This window comes from Bacillus cereus group sp. MYBK14-1 (assembly GCF_051916885.1).
Classification (GTDB): domain Bacteria; phylum Bacillota; class Bacilli; order Bacillales; family Bacillaceae_G; genus Bacillus_A; species Bacillus_A cereus.
Map to the genome: position 1 here is coordinate 103,497 of NZ_JBQAHM010000008.1, position 24,912 is coordinate 128,408.

Consider the following 24,912-nt stretch of genomic DNA (forward strand, 5'->3'; position numbering starts at 1 on the left):
TACATCTATAAAAAAGAACTCTTATGTTAGGGGAAGGTAAGGATATTGGCTAACAAACTTGGAGGAGATAAGATGTGCAACTGTCAGATGTGTAGGTCTGAAAGTAAAGATTTTTTGTGCAATATCATCGAAAGTAATATTTGTAAGAAATGTTGTAATAAATTTCAGTTACTAAAGACTAAAGGTATGTGGGCTGATTTAATAGGAGAAAAAACAAATGATGAACTATTAGTTATAAGTGAAAAATGTCTAGGGTGCAAGGGTTTAATACGGGATAAAAAAGATGAACTAATAATTGATGGTTTTTATTCTGTACAGTCATTCGAACATAATGATAAATATATATTTACTAGTATCACTGATGATTCTACACTTTTCTTTAAAAAGAGGAGAGTATTATTAGAAACAGTAGGCGGAGCTAACGAAGAAGACTTGTATTATTTAGCAGAAACTTATTATTATTTAAGAAATTACGAAAAATCTAAAGAGATACTTGAGGGGTTCGTGGAAAAGAGTGAATTTATTGAAATTCCTTTATTATTAAGTAAAATTTATCTTGCTACAGGCGATTTACAAAATGCTGAGAAAAACTTAATGGAATGTATATCAATAGATAGTACAAATTCTGAGGTATATAGGAAATTGGGTGAGTTACATGAACAAAAAGAGGATTACTTTGGTAGTGTTTATTATTACAATCGATCAATTGACACTATGGCATTCGAAGAAGGTGGACCAAGCGATTTCTTTATTGAAATAGCTTACCTTGGATTAGCGGTTTCGTATTCTAAAATCGAAAAATACAATGAGGCTATAAGAGCTGCTGAGCAGTTTTTAGTTTTGAAACATAATTGGGAGAGCTTCAGAGAATTAGTTGATGATCATAGAACAGGAAAATCTAATATAATTGGAATAAATACAGATATACATATGTACTCAACTATATATGAGCTTACTTCTATTAGCTATTTAGAGTTAAATAATATTAATTTAGCAGAGATGTATATTGATCGTGCTTTAATACTAGCTCCAGAGAATACTAATATTGCAAAAATTAAAGGAATTATAATTGGAAGAAAGCACAATAACGGAGAAATTGAGCAATATCGTGAACAGATTAGAGATCTTAAACAAAACGTAGAGTTGAGGGCTAGTAGTATTAATAAATTGAAAACATTAACACCAGAAGAGCAAGTTAAAATGTTTACGGGAAATGATTCAGAGAATGTACATAGGTTTTTAATTGATAAGATATTATACAATTTAAAGAAAGTGGAAAGTATATCTTATACCATCAATCCTTCTTCTCAAAAGCCTGCGGAAGAGGACCGTTATACAGATTTATTTAAGTCACATTTGGATTCTAGTTTAATCGATCCTCTTGGTTGGACAACACACACACAAAGTAGAGGTGGTTATACCCGGGAAGAAATAACGGAACGAGGCGGAATAGGAGAAAGAGATATTGTTATATACTCTCATCAAGATAGGGAGATGCTGATTGGTGAGGCTCTTATTTTGAAGACTAAAGATACTGCGAGTATAAAGAAGCATTTCGAAAAAGTATTTGGCTATGATGTTACAAACTGTAATTTTTATATAGTTATTATTTGGGGTTTTTCTAATAATCCTGACCAACTATGGAGTGGATATATTGATACAGTAATTTCTCGGAAAGAGGAAAAATTCGAGATAATAAACTATGGAAAGCTAGAAGAGTTGTTTCCAAATATCAATAAACAAGGTTTTAGGACCCTCTATACAGAACACACTACAGATAAAGGGGACGAGAATGCTACAGTTATTCATGTGTATGTTGATGTTTTAAAAGAAGAAAGACGAAAAATAGCTGGAGCTGCGCGTAAGAACTAAAATTTATACATACCTTAATATAATGATTTTAGGATGAGTATAACTGATCTATATAAACAGAATTCTATTAAAAAAGCGGTGGTTATTATAATTTCTATGATCATTTGTGACCACAAAATTATGCCCTTAACTGTCTGTAAAATGGTAAGAGATAGTTATTTTGCTATCAGGAACTCTACTGATTTTCGATGGAACTTTTGTTTTAGTAGGTATTGTTACAGTAGAACTTGAGAAAAGAAAAAGAACAACTCTTCTATGATTAGTTGCAAGGGACTCGATGTTAGCACATCGAGTTCTTTTTATTATATATGTATTATTAAATTAATATAACATTTTTTACTGATACAGGAGAATTTATTTCTGCATATTACGTCTCTTATAATTATGAAAAGGGGGAGGCTCTTTTCTCAATACATTTAATGAAATATTGCTTTTATTAGTTACTGGGATTATGGAAGCAGTTCACAGCATTTTTTAGTATCTGGTTTAGTAGTCATATGTTTGTATATAGATTGGTGTGAGTCGTTCAACAGTAAAGTAGTTAAATATTTAAAGAAAGCAGAGGAAAACAAAGTTCTAATTTAATGAACTGGCTTTCCTTTCTTCTGTATCTGTTTTATTTCTCTTATTTCATTTAATCCTTTATGTACGTCAGCAAAGCCCTGTTCGAATGGAGTTTGTATCCCTTTATTTACACTCTTTAAATCGTCCAACTTACCTTCTACTGAGGTTAAGGTTTCCCTACCATTTATATTATCCATTTTACCGTCCGACTTATATAAACTATCCTCTATTTTAGCTAACTTAGTATCCATTTCTGTTAACTTTGCTAGTATCTGTTTTGCTAATTCAATTTCTTTTTCTGTTGCCATGCAGCACTACCTCTCGAAATGTATTGAAAACCACCGCGAAATTATATTTTTAAGAAGCGGTCATTCAATTATAGCAAATCTCTTAACCACCCCATTCCCATAACGCTGTACAAAGCAATTAGTAGGGTAAAAGGTGTTCACGAATCAAAAGATAATCGCCTCAGAATGCGAATCTTAGCCCAAAAAAATGAAAAATGTTGCGTATTTATAAGAAAAGGTAGATGAGCCATATTTACCAAGTGCCTTCCCTTATATACCGTACTCCACCTATAAAAAAATAGCGAATCCCTTAGCCGAGCAACTGTCCTCGCTGATCTCGTTCATTACTTATTTGTTCATTGCTGTTTCTTCATTCGTTTGTTCTTCTTTCCTTATCTGTTATTTATCTTGTGTCTCACTGGTATCTTTCTGCTGATAATAAGTACATAATATGACCAATCCAGTCCTTAGTCTAGTATAATCAATCCATGAATATCAGACTGTATAACTACCGTCAACGTCTCAGAATTAGCTCAGCAATGGAAATTACGCCCTTGACAGGCTAACTCCGAAAGGAAATTTAATTTTTGACAAAGGAACAAATCCTATACATTATTCAATGAAACACCTTCTAAGAATATTGGGATATCGTGGCTTGAAAGTTTTATTCATAATAATTCAATAATATTGATTTAATGGAGGTGTATCATACGTTTATACTATACTGAATGACTCTTTAATTAACAAACTTTTAGGTATTACATAGAATTAATTTGTTATAATATGGTTTATCTCAACTTCCAAGCAAATATTGAGATAATATCTTATCATTTGAAGCGTAATTAATAAATTCGTCTAAACTTATGTGTTTTAGATGAATGGTTGTATGTTTATCTTTATCAAATAAAAGGTTAAAACGTTTAAGTTCTTGTATTAAGTTCTCAAGATCATAATAGGGTAAAGGGAGTAAAAATGATAATTTCCTTCCTATCCCATTTAATGAGGTACCTACTAATATAGCTTTAAGTCCATCAGCTATCCAAATTCGATCATGGAATCTAAATGTAAACGAATTGGTTAGTTTTAGTCCGTATTTCTCCTCTACTTTTCTTTTTATAGCCACACTTTGATAATCTTTGTTGCTTATTATATGTAATTGATCTATATTTTGTGGTGGAACTATTTTTATTAAATCTTGTATGTATTGTTCATCTTCTGGTTCTGAATTTCCTCCTCTATAAAAATAAGAATCTATAATTACAACTTTCTTTGAACCACTAACAAATTGTTCTAGTTGTACCAATGCTTTATTTCGTTCACGTGAGCCCCAATGATTTCCTTGTAACACGGCAGGCGTAAGCATTTCAAAAATAGCAGCTGCATCTCTTTGGGGGCCAGTTTTATTTCCACTATTAGGAGTCTCTTTTCTCCCTGAATTTCCAGGAATGCCTTTCTCCTCTTGACAATTTTCTAAAGATTTACGTAAATGCTCTAATTCTTTTTTCATCGACTCGTTAATTTTATTGCTCTCCAAAAGACTTTCTGTCAATTGATTATTTTGGTCTTGTTGATGTTCTAATTCTCTTTCGAGTAATAGTTTATCAGCATCATTTCTTCTAATATTCTCTTCAAAGCAGTCAATCTCCCACTGAAGAGGTTTTAATTCTTCATAGCGATCCCCAATGCGTCTAACTAAATCATTATCACCTAATTCTGTGTTAATCATCAGATTAAGTTGACGGACTAAGTCTTGAAGGTGATAGTAATCCTTATCAAAGAATCGTTCCAGTTTACTTAATGTACAGCTTAGTTTATCTATATGTGTTATTAAAGAACTGTTTTTATTCATGAAGTATCTTCCTCCTCTATCTCTTAAAGATTATAAATAATATTTTAAATAGAAGAAAGATTAATTTTGAAAAGTGTGGATAGTAAAACTATTAATATAAAATCTTGCTTCAATGCATTATTCCAAAGAAGTACATTAGAGATTTACTTCTTTAAGGGGGATCACTTATGGGTTTCAGGATGGTTGCAACCTGGGGTAGAAGTATTCATAAGGAATAAAAAGTTGATAAAGAGAGTTGGCTAAAAGGCATGCACAAGGTATATGTGAATTGTGCGAACAACATGCTCCTTTCCAAGGTAAACAAGCGAACGCATACTTAGAGGTGCATCATGTAAAATGGCTATCGGAATGTAGGGAAGACACAATCTATAATCCTGTTGGAGTATGTACAAATTGCCATCGAAAGTTGCAAAACTGGAGAATAAGTTAGCCAATATAAACAAGAAGATGAGAAGTAGATAATATAAGTACCTCAATTATTGTTTCGGTAAGATATTTACTTAGTACATTTTGTAGTACTGATTCTTTCTCTTCCCTGTCTGGTAACCATTAAATCTCGCTAAATAGGAGAATTCTTCAGCGATAGGCACAAAATAATTTATCATGTTCATGTAGTTATCTTCTTTTGATTTTAGAATTTAATTTTAATATAAAATACTATTATTATTGCTGCAACATACATTTGTATAATTTTTAGTGCACTTGCATAAATATACATAAATAAATGTTCTTAATCTTTTGTGAGAACAATTTACCTAAAGAGTTGTATATCTAGGGTGAACCCAATTAACATTCAGTTGTTCCAAATCTAAATTACTTGATTATTAGCATACTTGCTAAAAACGATATATTCAGTGAGAGTTTTGTAATGTTATTTATTTACTTGAGGTGTTGTTTCATCGAAAATATCTAAAGCTATATCAATTCTTGACGCATTGCCGTTGAAAGAAATAATAGTTTTAATAAATGAATGCCAATACCATCCAGTGCTTTTTGACATATACTCTTCATATCGATATCAAGATTTACCAGATAGATTCACCAATATATTTGAATGTTTCTCACTAAGATGAATTTCTATATTAGCGAAGCAATGACGTATACCATAAGTGGGAAAAGGACTTCCTTTTCCCTCCTTATCAAATTCAGTAATTGGTATTCTTAATATATGTTCTGCTACGAATGTGAAATCAGAGTCCAATATTGAAAAACGTAACCAGTCAATTAAGCAACTAATGCACGGTCATATACTTTGAATGTAATAGTTAGCTTTCCAGTTTCAACAAGTTCGCCAAGAGTAGTGCGTACTTTGTCGGCTTTAGTAGTGATATCTTTTGCAAGTGCAACATAATTTTGAGGTAATTTGAATTGGTTTAAGTCGAATTTAAGGATAGTTAAATCCTGTTCTGTACCATCTGTAAGTGAAATCATATTTGTTGCAGCTAATTTTAATTTTGCCATTTTAATAGCTCCTTTAATATTTAAATTTCCCGAAACCCCGGGACTTTAGAATGTCGTTAATGTCAGTAGTATCAAGGGTTTAAGAACAGCCTCATGAGTTTATTTCCCCCGTGTTACTAACGGGGAGGAATTCGTTTTATAACCTTCCACTCCGCTTTGCTTCGTGGTTGCACTCATTCGATAATGAACAGACCAGCTCCGCATAGCCTTTTGCTTACGCAAGGATTCTATTTATTACCGCCTGAGCACTACGAGTAGGGGGAGAACGGTAAGCCTAAATTTCCTCATTTACATAGAGATCAGCTCCCTTTAATAAGTAACATTTCAATACTTCTTTCACATCGATTTTCGACGTATCAAGAATGGGAGTTTGAAAGGCTCTAGGTGTACGCCAGCTTAATTCATCTAGAAAAATATAGCCTTTCCCAATTCCTTTTTCGGCAGCTGGTAATTCATCAAAGAAATCACCTAGTACCATTTTGTAACTGTCTTTCGACATACGGCCCAAAGCGACTCGCATACCTGCATTTTCTCTAAATGATAAAAGTAACAAAAAACTTAGTTTAGAAAAATTAAGAAAAAACACGAAAGTTATTACTATATGCAAATAAAATGATTGGAAAAAGAAATATTTCTGTATGCTTTACTGATACTCCCAGAAGTATTGTTGAAGAAAAATTAGAGATCAGTAATAAAATGAAGTCGGTAAATAACTTTTGATACCACAATGATACCAATTAAATTGAATTTTAATGATTTGAAGGTTGTATTAAAGCTTGTAAATATTGATATGAATTTATTTGGTGCTAATGATAAAATGACTTTTTATTGAGTGGGAATAACTAGAAAGAGCTTGGGTAACCTTATTTAATAAAGTTTCTGCAAGTTTTTTAAAAATTTAAATTCCACACCAATTCCATAATTCGAATGGAATTTATTGGGTTATAAATTGAATATAACGTTAAATGAAAGAAAGGCAAAAATATGAATGACTATGTATTATTTAGAACTTGGTTAAACATCGATTTTAATAATTTTGAGGATGTAAATAATTTAATTGGGAGAGCAAGATAGACTGGGTTATATTTTTCCAGAGTTTAATTATCCTTATAATATATTATTAATGAGGATTTTAACAGCGCTATCAACAAACCATGACAAACCCAAATAATAATTCAATTTAGTCGAATTATGAGATTGTGAAAACGAAAGTCGAGCGTCGCAAATTACCAAAAAAATATTTGTTATAAAACCTTATATATTATAGAGCTCGTAGCCCTCAAGATTTTGCCGATATCGCTATGAAATCGCTTGAAATTGCAGTGGCTAACAGTTTTCAAATTCCCTATGATATAATAAAAACAATTGGGTAAATACTCGAATTTTGTTATTAACGTAATTTTTATTTAATAGAATACTGAATTAAATAGTATGATGGAAGGAAGATGACTATGCTTTATGATAGTTCAGAGGAAAAGAATAACGTGTGTGAGCCATCATTTGCATATAATGAAATAATTGATGAGATTAATACCACTGATATTTTAGAAAATACCATACGTGAACAGATGCCTGAGATCTTAAATATTTTGTTGTTTGATAGAACCTTATCAACTACAAAAACTAAAAAAAATATAATTTGGGCGAACGAAAATTATATCAGTCAGGGTTTAAAAATGTATGCTGCAACTGCGCAAATTCAACCAGAACTGGTGACGGGAAAAAATGGGCACTTAATTATGCCACGTGCTTTGAAAACTCGGGAACTTCAGAAAGAACGAACCAAGTCAAAGGCGGAAGTATTTACACCAATCTGGGTTGTAAAGCAACAGAATGATGTAGTCGAACGTGATTATTTAGACGACGACTTAGAAACTTATGTGAAGCGTACGTGGCTTGAGATTACTTGTGGCGAAGCACCGTACATGGCAACTCGCTATGATATGGAAACAGGTGAATTAGTGCCAATAAATGAACGTGTTGGGTTCGTTGATAGAAAACTGGCACGTATTAACGCTGAAGTTTCAGACAAAGCTGAATGGCAACGCTTAGTCGAATTAGCGTATCAAGCAAGTTATGGATTTGAATGGAATGGGGATTCATTATTAATAGCTCGAGAAAATCTTCTGTACACATATCGTGATTATTACTTTGAAAAGTGGCAAGAAGAACCATTATATGGTCTTTTTGAAAAAGTAGCAGAAATTATTAGTTACAATATTTTTCAAATGGATGGGATTGCAAAGAAATACGGCAAACCTAAAAAAAGTAGTGGGTCATATTATATAGTACCGTTGTCTGAATCAAAAGAAACAAGGCTAGAAGTTCAAATGTCTTTTGATTTAAGGTTTGATGATGATTCAGAAGAAAGTAAAGAAGAACCGTTTATAATTATTCCTGGTAAAAGAGTAAAAATAATGAATTGGGAAATAAATAAAATGGAATATTTTGATAAAGGAGCTAAATAAGCATGAGTCAAGTACTTGATAAGTTAAATATTGAGTTAAAAAGTTCTAACTTTGAATTCATGAAATTAGACAACGATTTAGCATTACTCTACAAACTTGCTACACAGGCTGAATTGGATTTTGCACTTCAAGCCTATGATAATACACTAGTAAATGTGAGAAAAGTAGCGGAATCATTGACTGACTTAATAATTGACTTGAATTATGAAACAGTTCCATATAGAGCATCATTTAATGATAAATTATCAATTATCAAATCACATAAATATGATATTCCCCAACAAGTAATTGATGCTTTTTATGACGTCAAAAGTAGTGGTAATAAAGGAGCCCATACGATTGAGGATAATGAGGTCTTATCTTATAAGGCATTAGCACAGTTAAGAGTTATCTTATACTGGTATATGCTCACTTACACTAATGTGGAAATAAAGCGAAAGGGATTTATAGTCCCATCGGTTATCTCAAGATTTAAAAGTAATCAAGAACGTAAAATCGTATATATTCAAACAGCTGACAACAGTAGTGGAAAATGGCTTGCATATGAAGGTGCAGAAAAAATAGGGGAAACGACTGCTCCTGAAGAAGACCAAGAAGAAGATTGGTCACCTAATAGTGAATTTCTACGCTCTATAACACGTAAGAGGCTTAATGGTTACATGCGTACTGCTGGTGTTCCAGCGAGAATTGATTGGTCGGAACTTGCTTGGATAAAGGAAACTAAGTCTTGGTTTGGAGATACTGACGTTCATCAAGTTTTAACTCGTTCGGGATATAAACATCAAGATGGTTTAGAAGGTACGGAGTGGTTTCAAATAGATTTGGAAACAGCTAAAGCGGCGATAAAAGCTGTAAAAGAGGGACGTAAATCTCTTAAACTTGAAAATAAGGAAGAACCTCAAAAAATAGTTTTACGTTCTGAACAAGATACTGCTGTTAAGCAAGCGACTAAAGCATTCAAGAAACATCAAAAAGTACTTTGGAATGCGAAAATGCGCTTTGGAAAAACTCTTACTACCTATGAACTAATTAAACAAAACAATTATAAAAAAGTATTAGTAATGACTCACCGTCCAGTCGTTTCAGATTCATGGTTTGATGACTTTAAAAAAATTGAAATGGAAAAAGCCGGTTACGAGTATGCTTCTAAAACAATGGGAGAAAAAGATCTTAAGAGACTAATGAATGGGAATTCACCTTTCATCTATTTTGTTTCTATACAAGATCTCCGCGGTGCAGAAGAAGTAGGAGGGAAATTCGAAAAAAATAGCGAATTTTTTGAGATTGAATGGGACCTAATTGTGGTCGATGAGGCCCATGAAGGAACTCAAACAGAACGCGGTGACAAGCTTTATGAAAGGTTAACGAAAGACAACACCAAAATATTAGAATTGTCAGGTACACCATTCAATATTCTTGATGAATTTAGTGAAGAACAAGTCTTTACTTGGGATTACATTATGGAGCAACAAGCGAAAATTCGATTTTCTGTGGAACATCCAAATGAAGTTAATCCCTATGAAACATTGCCACAAGTTGAGATGTACACATTTAAAATGGCGACAGATAAACAATATCAAAATAGCGATAAGTATTTCGATTTTGCCGAATTCTTTAAGGTGGATGATAACGGGAAATTTGTACACGAATCCTCAATAAATAAATGGTTAGACCAAATTTCATCTGATGGTAAAACGAATTATCCATTTTCTACCAAAGAGTATCGGGAAAGTATGCGTCATACCTTGTGGTTACTTCCAAGTAGAGCTGCAGCTAAATCTTTAAAAGTATTAATTAATAATCATCCTGTTCTTGGCGAATATTCAGTGTTAAATATTGTTAACGATAACGATAACGAGATTATTGGTGAAAACGATGCTGATATGGTTCGTGTTCGTACTACGATTACTGACAAACCATCAGAAACCAAAACTATTATTCTCACAGTTAGAAAATTGACAACAGGTGTCAATATTCCTGCTTTAAATGCGGTAGTATTTTTAAATAATACAAGTAGTGCACAAAACTATCTTCAAGCTGCTTTTCGCGCTCAAACTCCTTTTTCTGATGAAGTTCTCGGAATGAAGAAAAAAGCTTATATTTTTGACTTTGCACCAGATAGAGCATTAAATATTTTAGCCAAATCGGTATCAATGTCTCCTAAGGCAGGTGCATTGAATACTGTTGAGCAAAAAGAAAAGCTAGGGACACTTCTTAACTTCTTGCCTGTTCTTGAGCAATCAGGTCATGAAATGAAGCCATACTCAGTTGATAAAATGATGCGTCAATTGAAAAAAGCATATGCTGAAAAGGCTGTATTGTCTGGGTTTGATGATTCTTCTATTTATAACGATGAGTTATGGAAAGTTACTCAAGAAGATGTAGCACTGTTTAATGAGCTAAATGGAAAATTAGGTAAAACACAACAAACTAAAAGTACAAACAAAATAGACGTAAATATTAACGGGCTTGATGAGCAGGAACGAGAAAAAGCGAAACGAGGCAAACATAAACCTAAAAAAGAACGCACTGAAGAAGAAAAAGCAGCAATTGAGGCGGAACAAAAATTACGTAAAGAACGCAATAATATGATTGCTATTTTGCGTGGAATTTCAATACGTATTCCGTTAATGATTTATGGAATGGATTTAGATTTAGATAAAGACATTTCTTTAGATGATTTTGTAAATCTTGTTGATTCTGTATCATGGGAAGAATTTATGCCAAAAGGAATTACTAAAAGAGATTTTATGAATTTAAAAAAGTTCTATGATCCTGAGATTTTTGTTGAAGCAGGCCATCGTATTCGTCAAGCTGCTTTATCAGCTAATAACTTAAGTTATCAAGATAGAATTGAAAAAATCACTTCTATTTTCTCTGGGTTTAAAAATCCTGATAAAGAAACTGTTTTAACACCATGGCGGGTAGTGAATTTACAATTAGGTGAAACTTTAGGAGGCTATAATTTCTTTGATGAATCTTATAAGGAGCCACTTAGTCATGTAGGTTACAGAGAAATTGATAATGGTGAAATTACAGAAAAAGTGTTTGCTAAAGATTCAAAAATACTAGAAATTAATAGTAAAACTGGTCTTTATCCGCTTTATATGGCGTTTAATATTTATCAACGTCGGTACTTGCAAGAAAATGAAAGTTGGGCCAAAGCTGATTATGTTCAAAAAGATAAGGAACTTTGGCAAGAAGTACTTGAGAATAATATTTTCGCACTAAATAAAACACCTATGGCTCGAACGATAACTTATCGAACTTTGAACGGTTACGAAATAAATAAGAAATTCGAGAAAAATTTAGTTTATATTGAAGATTTACCGAAAAAGATTAAAGAGAGCTTAGTCGATACAAAAAACGAAATACTTACTAAATTTGGAGGTAAGAATGTGAAATTTAATGTTGTGGTTGGTAATCCACCATATCAGGAAGCTTCAGATGTAAATAATAGACAAGAACCGATTTATCAGTATTTTTATGACTTATCAGAAAATATGGCTGAAAAATACTGCTTAATTTCACCAGCACGATTTTTGTTTAATGCTGGATTGACACCTAAAATTTGGAATGAAAAGATGTTAAATGACCCGCATTTAAAGGTTGAGTATTATAATCAAAACTCTAATGAAATTTTTCCTAATACAGAAATCAAAGGTGGAGTGGTTGTACTCTATCGTGATGAAAACAAAGAATTTGGAGCAATTAAAAAATTTATTCCAGAGAAAAATTTACAAAATATCGCGTCGCATTTTACTCTTGATCTTGAAACAAATCTACCAACTATTATGTTCGGTGGGAGATCGGATTTAAAATTCAATGAAGAGTTCCTAAGAGATTTTCCAAATTCTAAAACTGACAGACTGTTATTTATTCAAGAAAAGCGTCCCGAGGTAAAGGAACTTGGTCCAAACGAGGAGTATGAAATTAAATCGTCAACTTTTGAAGCACTTCATTATGCATTTGAAGAAGAAACTCCTGTTAATTCAAATGATTATTACAAAATTTTAGGTCTATTTAATGGAAAACGAGTTTGGAGATGGATAAATAAAAAATATATGTCAGCCCGTTATCCCGAAAAAAATAATATTGATAAGTGGAAAATTTTTATTCCTAAGGCAAATGGCAGTGGATCATTTGGAGAGATTTTAAGTACACCAGTAATTGGGCGACCATTCGAATCAGCGACCCCTACTTTTATTAGTATTGGTGCCTTTACCTCTGAAAGTGAAGCAAAGAATGCTATGAAATATATAAAAACTAAGTCTTTAAGATGTCTATTGGGGATACTAAAAATTACTCAAGATAATCCACCATCTAAATGGGCATATATCCCTCTTCAAGATTTTACACATAATTCTGATATTGATTGGTCAAAAGATATTCCTCAAATTGATCAGCAATTGTACAAGAAGTATGGATTAAATCAAAGTGAAATTGATTTCATCGAAGATAAAGTGAAAGCTATGGACTAATAAATAAAATAGTATTAAAATTGGTGGAACTTTCATTGTTATGTACATATTGCCATAGTTTTCAACATTTAGAGTATACAGATATACTTAGAATAAGACATGAAGCGTAGGGATAAGATCGTTACAGACATTCCTTCTCTAGGCAATATCAAACTAGCTAAGTTAACAATCATTGCATATGCAAAAAACGTTAATTCGGTGCGAGATGAAGTTTTGAAGCGAGGGACAATTGAGAAGATAATCAAGGTCGTTCGGAATTCTCTTGAACATGCAATAGATTTGGAGTTAATTAGTAAAAATGTTGCAGTAAAAACAAAGTTGCCTAAAGTTGATAATGAGGAGTTAACTATATGGAATGAACAGGGAGTACAGTTGTTCTTAAAAGCTGCACAGGATAGTAAATATTTTATTATCTTTCATATGGCTCTTGTAAAGGGAATGAGACAGGGTGAATTGTTAGGCTTGCGATGGAGAGATGTTAATTTAGACAAGGGACATTTGACCATTAGTTAAACATTAAGTTATGGCGGGAAGACATTCTTGCTCGGAGGAAAAATAAAAATCAAGTTTAAGAAAGATACAATTACCTGCACCAACAGTAGCAAAGCTAAAAAAGCACAGAGAAGTTGTGTTAAAAGAGAAGCTGAGTCATGGTGAGGAATACCAAGACAATGACTGCATGATGTGTATTGCCTCTGGAACACCAATTAATCTTGCTAATGTTAGAAGAAGTTTAAATTCTTTGATTAAGAAAACAGTTGTGCCAAAGATATACTTCCATGATTTACGTCATACACATGCGACTTTGTTATTGGTTAAAGGTGTGAATGTGAAGGTAATTTTTGAACGATTAGGACACAATAATATCAAAATCACATTGGATACTTCCTCAAATGTGTTGCCAACGATGCAAGAAGGTGCGGTAAACAAAATAGAAGAGGTTTTGTAGGGGAGGTGACCAATTCTGTGATCACTAGTGTTTTTGAGTATGAAAGTAAACAAATAGAAACCGTATCAAATGTTAATTTGATACGGTTTCTATCAGTATAATCCCGAAGAGGCTCGATCTCACGACCTCCTCCCCTGTAAATGTGACATATATATTTTTATGGTTTCTGTTATATTTACTTTAAACCTTATGAAATAAAGATTGGGACTGTTGGCACCTTGTACGTTTTCTTTTATTTTAGTATGGCTTATTCTACATTGATATCTATTTTTTTCTAAAATAGGAAGCTTCGTATTTAATAGACCATTTGTTATAGATTTAATCCGAAAAGGTTAATAAATAATCTAAAATACAAAATTAGACTTATATAATAGCAATTTAGTATATTCTATAAAGAGGGGGATTGTTAAATGAGTAGTTGTATCTCGTGACCGAGCTATATATAATTAGCGAGAAGGAAGTAGGATAAAATGGTTAAATTTATAATTAGTAGAAAAGGTTTTGACGAGAAAGCTAGGGGAGAAGCTAGTCCAACTTTCAACAACAAATTAATATCATTTCCTATATTTAGGGCGGATGCTGGTATATTTTATAAACACATGGTTTTTGAAAAAAACCATACATATTTAAAAGTTATGAAGGATTTAGGAATTAGACAGTATTCAGAAGCACATATAGATCCTGATTTAAGTTATTGTGTTATACCTAATAGACATCCTAAATGGAAATCAGTTTTTGGTCAAAGTGGAATTGCTCAGGCAACATTAGCTCGTGCAGGAATCGAAAAGGGAGATTTATTTTTATTCTTTGATGGTTTGAAAAAGTAGATATTATTGATAATAAGTTTAAATATTTAGAGGGGCGTGAGCCGCATAAAGGTTTTCATGCCGTATACGGTTATTTAGAAGTTGGAGATGTAATAGGTTTAACAGATTTATCAGTAAGAATTTCAAAAGGAATACAAGACCATCCACATGTTCTGAATAGATTGGATTATGAAGGCCCCAATTCTATATACATAGCTACTGAGCAGCTTTCCTTTGATAATAGTAAACCAGGCTCAGGATGTTTTTATTTTCAAGATAATTTAGTATTAACCCAGCCTGGATTAAGAACAAGCAATTGGTTACTTCCTACATTTTTTAAGGAACTGAGAAGAGACTTTGATGCCAAAACAATTTTTTGGGATATAATTGAAAGTAAAGTGAAAATGACCACTAAAGGAAAAAACAGTAAGAATTTTTCATTAGTTCAGCAAACCAAGCCGTTAAATGGGTAAAACAAATGATTCTACAAAGTGAAGTGCATTAGTATTCATTAGGATGCATTTTTTATCTTTTATGGAAAATGGAGTATCGGAATATTAATAGAAAAAGCACTATATCTCTTTTTTGATGAAAGGTGGTACCAAGTTGGGAGTGTTCTCTATTTTTTTTAGATATTTTTCACTAATGGGTGCTTTAACAAAAGAATCATACTCTCATTTAGGTAGCCTTTTCTTATTCTACAAACGGGCAGTTTAGTTGAATAAATACGTAACTGTAGGATGATTTAATTCAAGAAAAATATAGCATCTAATGTTATTATAATCTTAGAATAAAAAGTATAAGGAGCTGTAGTAATGGCACATTTTGACTTTGAGGTAGAATTTAGAACTAATGAAATAGGGCCATCTGGAAACCAAATTATCACCTTTGGGTTAGTGGCATGTATTAGTCATCCTGTTAGGGGAGAATTATTATATCCCATGACCGCGAAATATACTGATGGAATGGTCTTACATGATATGGATACATTGAAAAGAGATTTCTCTCATGTTCAATTAAGAAGAGATTTAATTACAAGTATGAAGGAATTTGTAAAATCACAAGTAGAATAAGTATTATTACTGAAAAATCCTACTCTAAATTGAAGTTTAAAGTAAAGTTTTGTTAATAGTCTAAAGGAGCCAGTTATGGCTCCTTTTCATTATACTATTTATGTTAATATACTATCTCTCTAATTTTTTAGTTTTGTTTTTTGATATGAGAGAAAAAACAAAATGCAACATAATTATTAAAAGCATCCTCAATAGACTGAGAATCCATATCTTGCGACTTGCGATCGCAAAATGATTTGGTATCCGTAATAGCTGGGGAAATTTCCAATTTCAATATAATAAAAAACAAATATAGTCTAGCGTTCTTCTTGGAATGGTAATCCTCTAAGAATTTACAAAAATAAGTAAGTTCTAGCCATCACTTATTAAAAAAGTAATTAGATAACTCAAGTTGAGACATCATATTAGCTTTTTAATGATAGAGTTCATGAAGAAGATTAATGCTTTCTAAATACACTTTTTGCCTCCCTGATTTATAAAAATAATCTTTTCAATTTGTTCTAAACTAATTTGGTCCTGTTTAAAAGTTAATGAACATACCTCTTGCCAAAAACTCAATTGCATTTCTTTATTTTCCCCATTATTAATGGCGAAATCATTAACTGCACCATGGAAAGGTGATGGATTATCTTTAAGATAATCTTCTGCTTGCTTTTTTTATATTGCATACTTACTCTTTGGTAATTGTTAAAATAATCATAAGGCTGATTATTTTGGGAGGACAAATGAAGGAGATTACCTTTAATACCATTTCTAAAGCTGTTTTCTAAAGATATTTTAATTGTAAGGTTTTTTTACTTTTATTATAGTAGTCTTCATTTTCATATACCCATTTCTGCACATGTATGTAATAAACCTCATTTTCTCTTAACGATTCATGTGAAAATACTACAACCAAAATAACCAGTACGTGTTGTTCCAAAAAATACTTTATATATTTTTTTTCTATAGAAAAGTGAACGGCATTAGTATTTTTTTCATCATATTGTAGTTTCTTGTAGATTTTATTTGTACACTTAAATATTCACCTGATGGATTTGGGTCTGCTTTTTGAGTAAGAATATCAATACCCAAATCATTTATTATGTAATTATTAATTATTAATTATTCGTTTATTTGACTTAATTAATAAATATACAACTAAATATTCCCTCAAATATCCTAATACTTGTTTATCATTTTTTTCAATATACATACCTCCTAAATTATTTTTAGTGGCTTAAATATAACTTACCTTGTAATTGATGTTAAATATAAAATCCCAAGAATGAATCGCTTTTAATATTTCTATAATTGCAGAAGATTTATAAAAGAATTTTTCGTTTTCAAGGTAAATAAAGCAGTCTATATTGGGGTGATTAAGCCCTTATTTTTTCATCATAAATAAATATACTCGTTAAATATATAATTTATAGATTGGGATGAAATTGAAAGAGTTGCTCGTATGAAAATTGAAAAAGAAGAAGTGATTGCAGGTGCATCAGCACCCGAGATAGGAGTTGCTGGTGTTGGAGCAAGTGTTATTGGAGCAAATGCAGCAACTATGACGGGCGTTTTAGCTACAGCTGGATCTGTCGTTGGTGGTGGAATGGCCGTAGGGATATTAACTGTAGCAGTTGCCCTAATTGCTCTTGAAGTAGTAGGGTTTGGGCTAGTAAAAGGTTATAAAAGGTATAAAGCAAAAAAATAAATAAGTGAGTATGAGTTCAATTATAGATAATAAATACTATATGAAAGAGTATTTAATTATTTTCGAACAAAGCCTCTAAGAATTGTGAAATCTACGGAGTTTTAAACTATCATTTTTCACATGAAGTTTTAGGGATTAATTAAGTTTGATAGATAAAGATGTTGTGAAATTCGGATGGAAGGAAGTTAAATTAATGAGATTATCAGAGAATAAAATAATTAGGGGAAGGTGGAAATGGTTGGGTTTATCTGATGTGAGACAAGTCTAATAATGAGTTTGCAATTAAAGTTTCAAAAGTTAAAGAAGCTACTGGTAATTTTACAAGATTAAAATTAGAAAGGTTTAAGACAGAAGCTATTAAAATACATGAATTATATCAAGAGGGACAAAAAGGGATAATTCCAGTATTATCTTATGAATTACCGTGTGAAGAAATGGGAAAGTATTTTTTTTATGTCTAAAGCAGTTCCTTTGGAAGAAAAGGTGAAGTCTTGTAAAGATATTTATGAAATAATAGGGATGTTTAAAAATTTAGCGAGTACGTTGAGTGAACTTCATAGAAAAAATATATCTCACCGTGATATTAAGTCAGAAAATATATTATATTATCAAGGTGAATATTGTTTTGGAGACTTTGGTTTAATTGATTTTCCTGAAAAAGAAGATTTAACTAAAGTAAAGGAAGCCTTGGGAAATCGAAAAACAATGGCTCTTGAAATGAGAACGCCTTTATTAGTAAATAATTCTAGACCAGCAGACGTTTATTCATTCGCAAAAATGATTTGGATTATACTTACTGGTGAGGAATATGCATTTGATGGTCAATTTAATTATCTTGAAAATGATAAACTACAAAATATATATCCTAAACAAAACTTGGTTGAATTGTATAAATTATTAACGAATTCAACAGCTAAAAATCCAGAGAAAAGACCCACAATAAAAGAAGTTTTAAATAGGTTAATAGAATGGGAGGAGATTTCTAGAGTTCAAGTGCTGCAAGTAAAAGTCTATGAAGATTTATAGAGAAAACTGTAGTTCGACAACAAAATCCTAGTACTGTTGTTTGGAGAAATAGTGAACAAGTAATAGATATTCTAAAGAAGTTTTCCATATTAAATTTTAATCACACTTTTATTCATGAAGGGGGAGGAATGGACTTAATAGATATTAAAAAATTTGATGATATAGAAGATGATATGGTTATTCTTAGTTTCGGCTTTAATATGTCACATGTTTTTAAGGTCAAAAGATTGATATGGGAATTGCCAAATGAAGATCCTAAGTTCAGCTATTTCCGCTTGGAATTTGATAACGTAAATCCTATATATCCTGCTGCAATTGAAAAATTAAGAGAATGGATTAAAAAGGAAGAGTTTGATCATTTCACTGAAGCTATTTCCGAAGGTTTAATTGTAAACAATAATGGCCATATAGAGAAGATAATGAATTAGCGTTGTTTAATATTACACGTTGGTTTGATGGATCTTTTTTTATAGTTCCTAAAGGTTTTATATATAATAGAATTAACAATACATATAATGGGAGACATTCTAAATTTAAGGTTGAAGATTTCAGAGAATATATGGAGAAATTACAATATATATAATCATGAGATATTAAAACCATATTTTTGGGGTATTGCTAATGAAGATCCTTTTAAAGAAGGAGGATTTGAAGAATTAAAGCAAATTAGACTTATGTCAGATAAAGAATTAGAAGGAAAATTAGAAGATGATACAGAAAATTAAATAACTTTATTGTTACTTAACATTTGTGGATATCTTGATCAAGCTTTATTTCAAAGCAACAACTTGTAACTTGATGCTTTTCTCTTTGATCATTTCTTTTTCTTTATAGTAATTCATAAGGAAATACTACGAATTTTTCCCCTCAACATGTTTTTGGTAGCCCTGTATTAGTAAAATTGAATCATTCTGTATTAATGTTCCCCGACTGGATTCGAACCGGCAACCTCCACCCTGTCAAGATGCTAAGCTATGGGGAATAATTACTTTTCAACCTACAAACCTAATCCACAAAATTTATTAAACTTCCCCCAATTACTTCCTTCTTTTCTCCTCATATTCTATAATTAATCTATAAAATTAAATGGAGGTAATTTCCAATATGAAGATTCAAATAGTGATCCAAAAGGCTACTCATTATGAACCCGATATTTCATTGCTTGCTGAAAAAGAATCAGGACGCCAAGAATTCATAAAACGTTTTCCATTAGAATCCTTAAGAAATCTAAATATAGAAGAATATGCAAGTACTAAAACTAAAGATTGTTTTAATTACTGGCTTGAACAGAAAAATATCCTAGGCGGGATTGGTGGAGCAAATGCTGCTAAATTCGGAATTTATCGTGCTAAAACTGGTGAGTACTGTAAAGGATACGGTAAACAAAAATTGGTATTAAAAGGTGAACAGTTGCAGGAAGAATTTAGAGCTCTAAAAGAGGGGATTTGTGAGGCAATTCGGCGTGCAAAGGAAGACCGTATTTCTGAAATTGTTACATTGAATTTGCCAATTTATAATATGGTACTGCTAAAAATTTTAAATATTTATGTTCCAGAGAGATTTTTTAATATTTATTCACCACCAATTTTGATTGAGTTAGGAAAGGAATTACATATAAAAGATGAATTGCTTACTCCTCAGAATGCAATTGCTTTGAATCATGCAGTGTTGCATTCTATTAAGAAACAAAATGTTTTTTTAGATTGGTCTAATGAAAAGATTTCAAGATTTATCTGGGATACATTTTCTGAGCGAGATAAATCTCTTGATAAGAATACAAACTATTGGCTAGCTGGACATACCTATGGAAAAGATCGTTCTATCCAAGATTATTTATTGAAAAACAACTGCATAGCAATAGGATTTTTACAAGAGGATTTATCCTCTCTTTTAGAAGAAGAGAATATTGAAGATATCATAGATGAGAAGGAAGAAACATCAGCAGGACAAAAAGCATTAAAGCAATTTTTAAAAATGAAAGAAGGAGACCTTGTTGCTTTAAAAACATCATTTACTCGTAAGGTTGATGGGAAGACAAGATCAGTGTTACGAGTTAGTGCTGTTGGGAAAATTACCAAAGATACTATTGATGGTTATGAATTCTCTGAAGAGTACGGACATCTACTTCCTGTTGAGTGGATTAATATTGAAGAGAGAGAGTTCATAGGTTATGGAGGATATCGTAGTACATTAAATGAAGTGAAAAATAAAAATGTCATTAACTTAGTATTTATGGAGGGAAAGGAAACAAGTAATACGCCCCAAGAATCTATCGAAGTATTAGATACAGATCCAAGAAACTATGTCTTTTTTGGTCCACCTGGAACAGGGAAAACATATCAAATCGTTGAACGTGCTCTTGAATTGATCGATAAAAGAACATATGAGGAACTGAAAGTAGATGGACGAGAAGCATTACAACAAGAGTTTTCACGTTTAACTAAAGATGGGAACATTCATCTCGTGACATTCCATCAGTCCTATGGATATGAAGATTTTATAGAAGGATTAAAATCTGATGGAAAAGGGAACTTTGTGCCAACAGATGGTATTTTGAAAAAAGCCGCTCTTGAAGCGATGTATGAAGGAATTCAAAACACTAGTCAGGACTTTTCTAATGAAGTTCGTTTTGAACAACTTTATGATTACCTGGTTGAAAATGGCTTGAAGAATAATATTCAATTCGAATCAAAAACAGGAACGACAAATTTCATTTCATACATTTCAGAGCAAAACAATATCGTTGTAACTAGTGAAGATGTAAAAACTAGTTCAATAGTTTCAAAGAATCGTTTACTAAGCCTTTATCGCTATATTCAGGAGCATGATATTGATTGGAAGAATAATACTATGTTTGTTCGTGAGGCGATTGGAGGGTGTAATCAGACGAGATATTGGTCTGTACTAAATTGGATATTAGAAAAAATGGAAGATACAGTAGAAGGCGAAGAAAAAATTGAAGTTGAAGGAGAAGAGAAAAAGGCAATTATTCAAAAGGCATTGCTGGAAAACGGTTCCTTTGATTATTCGAATGCAAAAAAACATGTTGTAATTATTGATGAAATGAACCGAGGCAATATTTCTAAGATTTTTGGTGAGCTGTTAACGTTACTGGAAGAGGATAAGCGTTTAACACAAAGTAATGAATTGATTGTTGAACTACCGTATTCAAAAGAGAAGTTTACGTTACCACCCAATTTATATGTAATAGGGACGATGAATACGGCCGACCGTTCAATTGCACTGCTTGATACAGCGTTACGCCGTCGCTTTGTGTTTGAAGAAATTATGCCAAATACGGATCTTCTTGAATCGATTGGTGATGAAATTGATCTTGCTGAAATGCTTTCTGTTATTAATAAGCGGATTGAAGTACTGTATGATCGCGATCATATGATTGGGCATGCGTATTTTATAAACGCGAAAACAGATAATGAAGTTATAGCTATTTTTCAAACGAAAATCATTCCACTTTTACAAGAGTATTTTTATGATGATTGGGAAAAGATTGGTCTTGTTTTGGGGGGAATAGGGAGTTCAAAAGAAGATCAATATATTGTTTATAAAGAAGAAGTTAATGTAAATGAACTGTTTAAACAAAAGCCATCTATTTATATTCCTGCACTGTACCGAGTAAAACGAAAATTAACAGCGCAAGAGCTAATAGCGATTTATGAATAAGACAATTATAGTGCGTGAGGCATATGACTGGATTACAGAAAACGACGTTACAGCAGAACAATTTGATGAGCTTATACGGTATATTGAAGAGAAATATCCAAATGACCAAGTGATTGATCAGAAGTACAAACGAATGCGCTTTATTAATTATGTTGGCGTGATACAATGTTCGGACGTGCGGTATGAAATTATTCCAAAAATAAAACTTACACCTATTGACGATCGAAAGGCATTACTAGGAATGCTTTCGATTACAGGTTTTTTGCCAGTTTCATTTTATGAGGAAGTATTAAATGGTGAGGATAGAGGAGAACTGCTTACGGCATTTCTTGCTACATTTCTTACTCGTTTGCTAAATGAACTCAGAAAAGGGACTTTTAAAACATACGAACGTCATGAAGAAAATTTAAATACACTGCGTGGCAAACTCGAGCTTAGTAAACACATTTATAAGAATGTATTTCAAAAAACAAAAGCATATTGTGCATTTGATGAATATACGGAAAATAACTCTTTAAATCAGCTATTTAAATGTGCATTGCTCATTGTAAAAAAGCATACAAAAATACATACTTTAAAACTTTATCTTGAGCGCTGTTTAGGCTACTTAGAACCTGTGGATGTAGTGTATTTTACAGAGAAGGAATTAAAGAGTATTACATTTAACCGACAGAATGAACGTTTTCGTCAAGCTGCTTTATTTGCTAAGCTAATTGTTGAGCGGGCAACGATTTATAGTAAAGGACGAGGAGCATCATCGTTCTCTTTCTTATTTCAAATGAATATGTTGTTTGAAAAATATATTGAAGTAGCACTACAAGAGACTATTGGTAATAATAAAATAATCAGTCAACATGCAGAAAAGAGGCTATTACGTAATAAGAAGAGTGGACGCCAGAACATTCTATTAAAACCAGATTTTGTGATTAATAATGTGATAATCATGGATACGAAGTGGAAAAGTGCAACAAATAATGGAAGAAGTAGTTATGTACAGAGCGACATTTATCAAATGTATGCGTATGTAACCGCTTATAAGGAAGTTCAAAGGTGTATATTGCTGTATCCGAAACAGGAGGGAGAAGTTATTCATCCTGTGTGGGAAGTTATCGATACTGAAAAAACTATCGAAATGTGCACGATAAGAATTGATGAATTTTCCGAGACTGTGCGAGAATTAGAGGGAATTCTACAAAAACAAGTTAAATAACTTTGTAAAGACACTCAATTGAATATGGGTGTCTTTTAATATAGAAATCAAATCTCCTTCGCAAAAGAATGAATATTTAGTTTATTTTGATTGAAATAGAAATGAACTTATTATATAATAAGTTCAAGAAAATTTTTCCTTTTTAATCATTCCTAAATAACCACAAACCTTTCGGGTTTACGATTCATTACAAGGAAGTGTATAACGCATATACGCTAATTTGTAATACGAATGTATTCCTGGAAGGTTTTTTTGCGTTGTGGGAATAGGATAAGTAATCAACTAACAAGGATGTGATAGATTATCTTAAATTATTAAGAATTGTAGTGGGGAAATAAGAATTTTGGATTTCAAAATACAAAAGAAGGTGAAAAAAGATGAGAGTAGCAGTCTCGTCTTTTTTATTTCGAAAGGAGAAGGACATGGGTAAGAAAATTATGGTTCAATCTGTAAAGTTGGTAAAAGACAGTAATCGTATTTATGATATTGAGAAAAAGAAAATCACTTGTCCAGCGGATGCTGTACGCTTTGCACAGATTATATTCGATATAGAATCAAGACCGAATGAAATTTTTGGTGTATTTAACTTAAATACAAAGAATGAAATTATTGGATGCAGCATTGTGTTCGAAGGGACTGTTGATTCATCGCTTGTCCATCCGCGCGAGACCTTCCGCACAGCAATATTAAACAATGCATCTTCAATAGTATGTTTTCACAACCACCGTGCGACACGTTCCTAACTGAAAAGGTTAAGCACGCTGTCTGAACGTCATTTATGGCAAGTAAGGGAGTCGTGAACTCTTAACTCGATAGGTAGAATGATAGGGTAACGCCTTGAAATGCCTACTCTAATACTCCGACATGCATTATTCGAATGTGTATAAGAATAGGGTGTGGAGCTCGGTGAAGTCGGCTAAAAGTTGTCGTAGTACTCATGAGTAACCGAAAGCTGACCAGAGGTGGTTGGTACAACTGATAGGTCGGGAGTCGTGAAAAACTTAATATGGTGAGAATGTGGTAAAACACTGACGAACTAGCGAATGAAATGTCTGTAAGTGGAACTACTTAGAAATGAGTAGACTTGATGAAAACTTCAAGTGCGTTCCGTGGGCGAGTAAGTATGGTGGTTTCGAAAGCTCCATGCATCGTTACAGGCGATGGAGAGGACGTCAGGCAAGAGCTAGCACCTAAGTTAAGAAATAGATAGAGTTAAGGGAACGTGGAAAGCTATCAACATGGAGAGTACACACTCTATGAAGTGGTAGGGAGGAAAGGAATATATCTATAACTTCCTTTTATGATAGTGAGAGTAGAGGCAGGAGTGATGAAGTTTCTGTAATGGAAATGGAACAATAGCCTCAAGTCGTTTCGCCTAAACTATTTCAACTCAATCATCTCAAGGATTCTCGTATGACTAAAAAGGTCACGAGCCAAGATTGGAGCGTGATATACCTTGAACGAAAACTTTAAGAAGATCCCTAGAATGAGGAAC

17 protein-coding genes and 3 pseudogenes are annotated in these 24,912 nt (G+C 32.3%); 15 read left to right on the forward strand and 5 right to left on the reverse strand.

Going from position 1 to position 24,912, the window contains the following annotated elements; translation table 11 throughout:
- The first annotated feature begins 45 nt into the window (after positions 1 to 45).
- The gene (locus ACTFR3_RS20285) at positions 46 to 1,872 is read left to right on the forward strand and encodes a tetratricopeptide repeat protein (RefSeq protein ID WP_440044742.1); all 1,827 of its coding nucleotides are present in this window, start codon (positions 46 to 48) and stop codon (positions 1,870 to 1,872) included.
- 581 nt (positions 1,873 to 2,453) lie between these two features.
- Here the strand turns inward: ACTFR3_RS20285 and ACTFR3_RS20290 are convergent.
- Positions 2,454 to 2,744, reverse strand: coding sequence for a chromosome segregation protein SMC (locus tag ACTFR3_RS20290; RefSeq protein WP_440044743.1), 291 nt, complete (start codon positions 2,742 to 2,744; stop codon positions 2,454 to 2,456).
- 772 nt (positions 2,745 to 3,516) lie between these two features.
- Positions 3,517 to 4,572, reverse strand: coding sequence for a hypothetical protein (locus tag ACTFR3_RS20295; RefSeq protein WP_440044744.1), 1,056 nt, complete (start codon positions 4,570 to 4,572; stop codon positions 3,517 to 3,519).
- A gap of 268 nt (positions 4,573 to 4,840) precedes the next feature.
- On the opposite strand from ACTFR3_RS20295, the gene ACTFR3_RS20300 reads away from it, so the two are divergent.
- Complete coding sequence (locus ACTFR3_RS20300) at positions 4,841 to 5,002, forward strand: HNH endonuclease (RefSeq protein ID WP_440044792.1); 162 nt, start codon at positions 4,841 to 4,843, stop codon at positions 5,000 to 5,002.
- 588 nt (positions 5,003 to 5,590) lie between these two features.
- Here the strand turns inward: ACTFR3_RS20300 and ACTFR3_RS20305 are convergent.
- The 3 genes from ACTFR3_RS20305 to ACTFR3_RS20315 form a co-directional block, all read right to left on the reverse strand.
- Positions 5,591 to 5,773 carry a hypothetical protein gene (locus ACTFR3_RS20305; protein ID WP_440044745.1) on the reverse strand — a complete coding sequence of 61 codons (183 nt, stop codon included), beginning with the start codon at positions 5,771 to 5,773 and terminating at the stop codon, positions 5,591 to 5,593.
- 23 nt (positions 5,774 to 5,796) lie between these two features.
- Positions 5,797 to 6,033: a hypothetical protein gene (locus tag ACTFR3_RS20310; protein WP_440044746.1), complete on the reverse strand. Its 237-nt coding sequence runs from the start codon at positions 6,031 to 6,033 to the stop codon at positions 5,797 to 5,799.
- Between the two features lie 274 nt (positions 6,034 to 6,307).
- Entirely contained in the window at positions 6,308 to 6,553 is a 246-nt protein-coding gene (locus ACTFR3_RS20315) for a hypothetical protein (RefSeq protein ID WP_440044747.1), read from the reverse strand.
- A 931-nt stretch (positions 6,554 to 7,484) separates the two neighbouring features.
- On the opposite strand from ACTFR3_RS20315, the gene ACTFR3_RS20320 reads away from it, so the two are divergent.
- From ACTFR3_RS20320 to ACTFR3_RS20380, 13 genes and pseudogenes are all read left to right on the forward strand, one after another.
- Complete coding sequence (locus ACTFR3_RS20320) at positions 7,485 to 8,501, forward strand: restriction endonuclease (RefSeq protein WP_440044748.1); 1,017 nt, start codon at positions 7,485 to 7,487, stop codon at positions 8,499 to 8,501.
- 2 nt (positions 8,502 to 8,503) lie between these two features.
- Complete coding sequence (locus tag ACTFR3_RS20325; protein ID WP_440044749.1) at positions 8,504 to 12,982, forward strand: Eco57I restriction-modification methylase domain-containing protein; 4,479 nt, start codon at positions 8,504 to 8,506, stop codon at positions 12,980 to 12,982.
- 129 nt (positions 12,983 to 13,111) lie between these two features.
- Positions 13,112 to 13,931: pseudogene (locus ACTFR3_RS20330) on the forward strand (tyrosine-type recombinase/integrase); the annotation flags it as partial.
- A 470-nt stretch (positions 13,932 to 14,401) separates the two neighbouring features.
- Positions 14,402 to 15,210 (forward strand): annotated as a pseudogene (locus ACTFR3_RS20335) (hypothetical protein).
- A gap of 342 nt (positions 15,211 to 15,552) precedes the next feature.
- The gene (locus ACTFR3_RS20340) at positions 15,553 to 15,810 is read left to right on the forward strand and encodes a hypothetical protein (RefSeq protein WP_440044750.1); all 258 of its coding nucleotides are present in this window, start codon (positions 15,553 to 15,555) and stop codon (positions 15,808 to 15,810) included.
- 1,444 nt (positions 15,811 to 17,254) lie between these two features.
- Entirely contained in the window at positions 17,255 to 17,500 is a 246-nt protein-coding gene (locus ACTFR3_RS20345) for a hypothetical protein (protein WP_440044751.1), read from the forward strand.
- 453 nt (positions 17,501 to 17,953) lie between these two features.
- The gene (locus ACTFR3_RS20350) at positions 17,954 to 18,526 is read left to right on the forward strand and encodes a protein kinase (RefSeq protein WP_440044752.1); all 573 of its coding nucleotides are present in this window, start codon (positions 17,954 to 17,956) and stop codon (positions 18,524 to 18,526) included.
- Between the two features lie 128 nt (positions 18,527 to 18,654).
- Complete coding sequence (locus ACTFR3_RS20355) at positions 18,655 to 18,954, forward strand: hypothetical protein (RefSeq protein ID WP_440044753.1); 300 nt, start codon at positions 18,655 to 18,657, stop codon at positions 18,952 to 18,954.
- Positions 18,955 to 19,041: 87 nt separating this feature from the next.
- Complete coding sequence (locus ACTFR3_RS20360) at positions 19,042 to 19,251, forward strand: hypothetical protein (RefSeq protein ID WP_440044754.1); 210 nt, start codon at positions 19,042 to 19,044, stop codon at positions 19,249 to 19,251.
- A 379-nt stretch (positions 19,252 to 19,630) separates the two neighbouring features.
- The gene (locus ACTFR3_RS20365; protein WP_440044755.1) at positions 19,631 to 22,207 is read left to right on the forward strand and encodes an McrB family protein; all 2,577 of its coding nucleotides are present in this window, start codon (positions 19,631 to 19,633) and stop codon (positions 22,205 to 22,207) included.
- Complete coding sequence (locus ACTFR3_RS20370; protein WP_440044756.1) at positions 22,200 to 23,417, forward strand: McrC family protein; 1,218 nt, start codon at positions 22,200 to 22,202, stop codon at positions 23,415 to 23,417. Before ACTFR3_RS20365 ends, ACTFR3_RS20370 begins: the two co-directional genes overlap by 8 nt.
- Before the next feature lie 422 nt (positions 23,418 to 23,839).
- Positions 23,840 to 24,157 (forward strand): annotated as a pseudogene (locus ACTFR3_RS20375) (JAB domain-containing protein); the annotation flags it as partial.
- Between the two features lie 347 nt (positions 24,158 to 24,504).
- Positions 24,505 to 24,627: a hypothetical protein gene (locus ACTFR3_RS20380; RefSeq protein ID WP_322367667.1), complete on the forward strand. Its 123-nt coding sequence runs from the start codon at positions 24,505 to 24,507 to the stop codon at positions 24,625 to 24,627.
- The last annotated feature ends 285 nt before the right edge of the window (positions 24,628 to 24,912 follow it).

Coding starts and splice junctions, on each gene's coding strand:
- ACTFR3_RS20290 (WP_440044743.1), bottom strand. CDS start 2,744: ATGGCAACAGAAAAAGAAATTGAATTAGCAAAACAGATACTAGCAAAG.
- ACTFR3_RS20295 (WP_440044744.1), bottom strand. CDS start 4,572: ATGAATAAAAACAGTTCTTTAATAACACATATAGATAAACTAAGCTGT.
- ACTFR3_RS20310 (WP_440044746.1), bottom strand. CDS start 6,033: ATGGCAAAATTAAAATTAGCTGCAACAAATATGATTTCACTTACAGAT.
- ACTFR3_RS20315 (WP_440044747.1), bottom strand. CDS start 6,553: ATGCGAGTCGCTTTGGGCCGTATGTCGAAAGACAGTTACAAAATGGTA.
- ACTFR3_RS20320 (WP_440044748.1), top strand. CDS start 7,485: ATGCTTTATGATAGTTCAGAGGAAAAGAATAACGTGTGTGAGCCATCA.
- ACTFR3_RS20325 (WP_440044749.1), top strand. CDS start 8,504: ATGAGTCAAGTACTTGATAAGTTAAATATTGAGTTAAAAAGTTCTAAC.
- ACTFR3_RS20340 (WP_440044750.1), top strand. CDS start 15,553: ATGGCACATTTTGACTTTGAGGTAGAATTTAGAACTAATGAAATAGGG.
- ACTFR3_RS20345 (WP_440044751.1), top strand. CDS start 17,255: ATGAAAATTGAAAAAGAAGAAGTGATTGCAGGTGCATCAGCACCCGAG.
- ACTFR3_RS20350 (WP_440044752.1), top strand. CDS start 17,954: ATGTCTAAAGCAGTTCCTTTGGAAGAAAAGGTGAAGTCTTGTAAAGAT.
- ACTFR3_RS20355 (WP_440044753.1), top strand. CDS start 18,655: ATGGACTTAATAGATATTAAAAAATTTGATGATATAGAAGATGATATG.
- ACTFR3_RS20360 (WP_440044754.1), top strand. CDS start 19,042: ATGGGAGACATTCTAAATTTAAGGTTGAAGATTTCAGAGAATATATGG.
- ACTFR3_RS20365 (WP_440044755.1), top strand. CDS start 19,631: ATGAAGATTCAAATAGTGATCCAAAAGGCTACTCATTATGAACCCGAT.
- ACTFR3_RS20370 (WP_440044756.1), top strand. CDS start 22,200: ATGAATAAGACAATTATAGTGCGTGAGGCATATGACTGGATTACAGAA.
- ACTFR3_RS20380 (WP_322367667.1), top strand. CDS start 24,505: ATGAAAACTTCAAGTGCGTTCCGTGGGCGAGTAAGTATGGTGGTTTCG.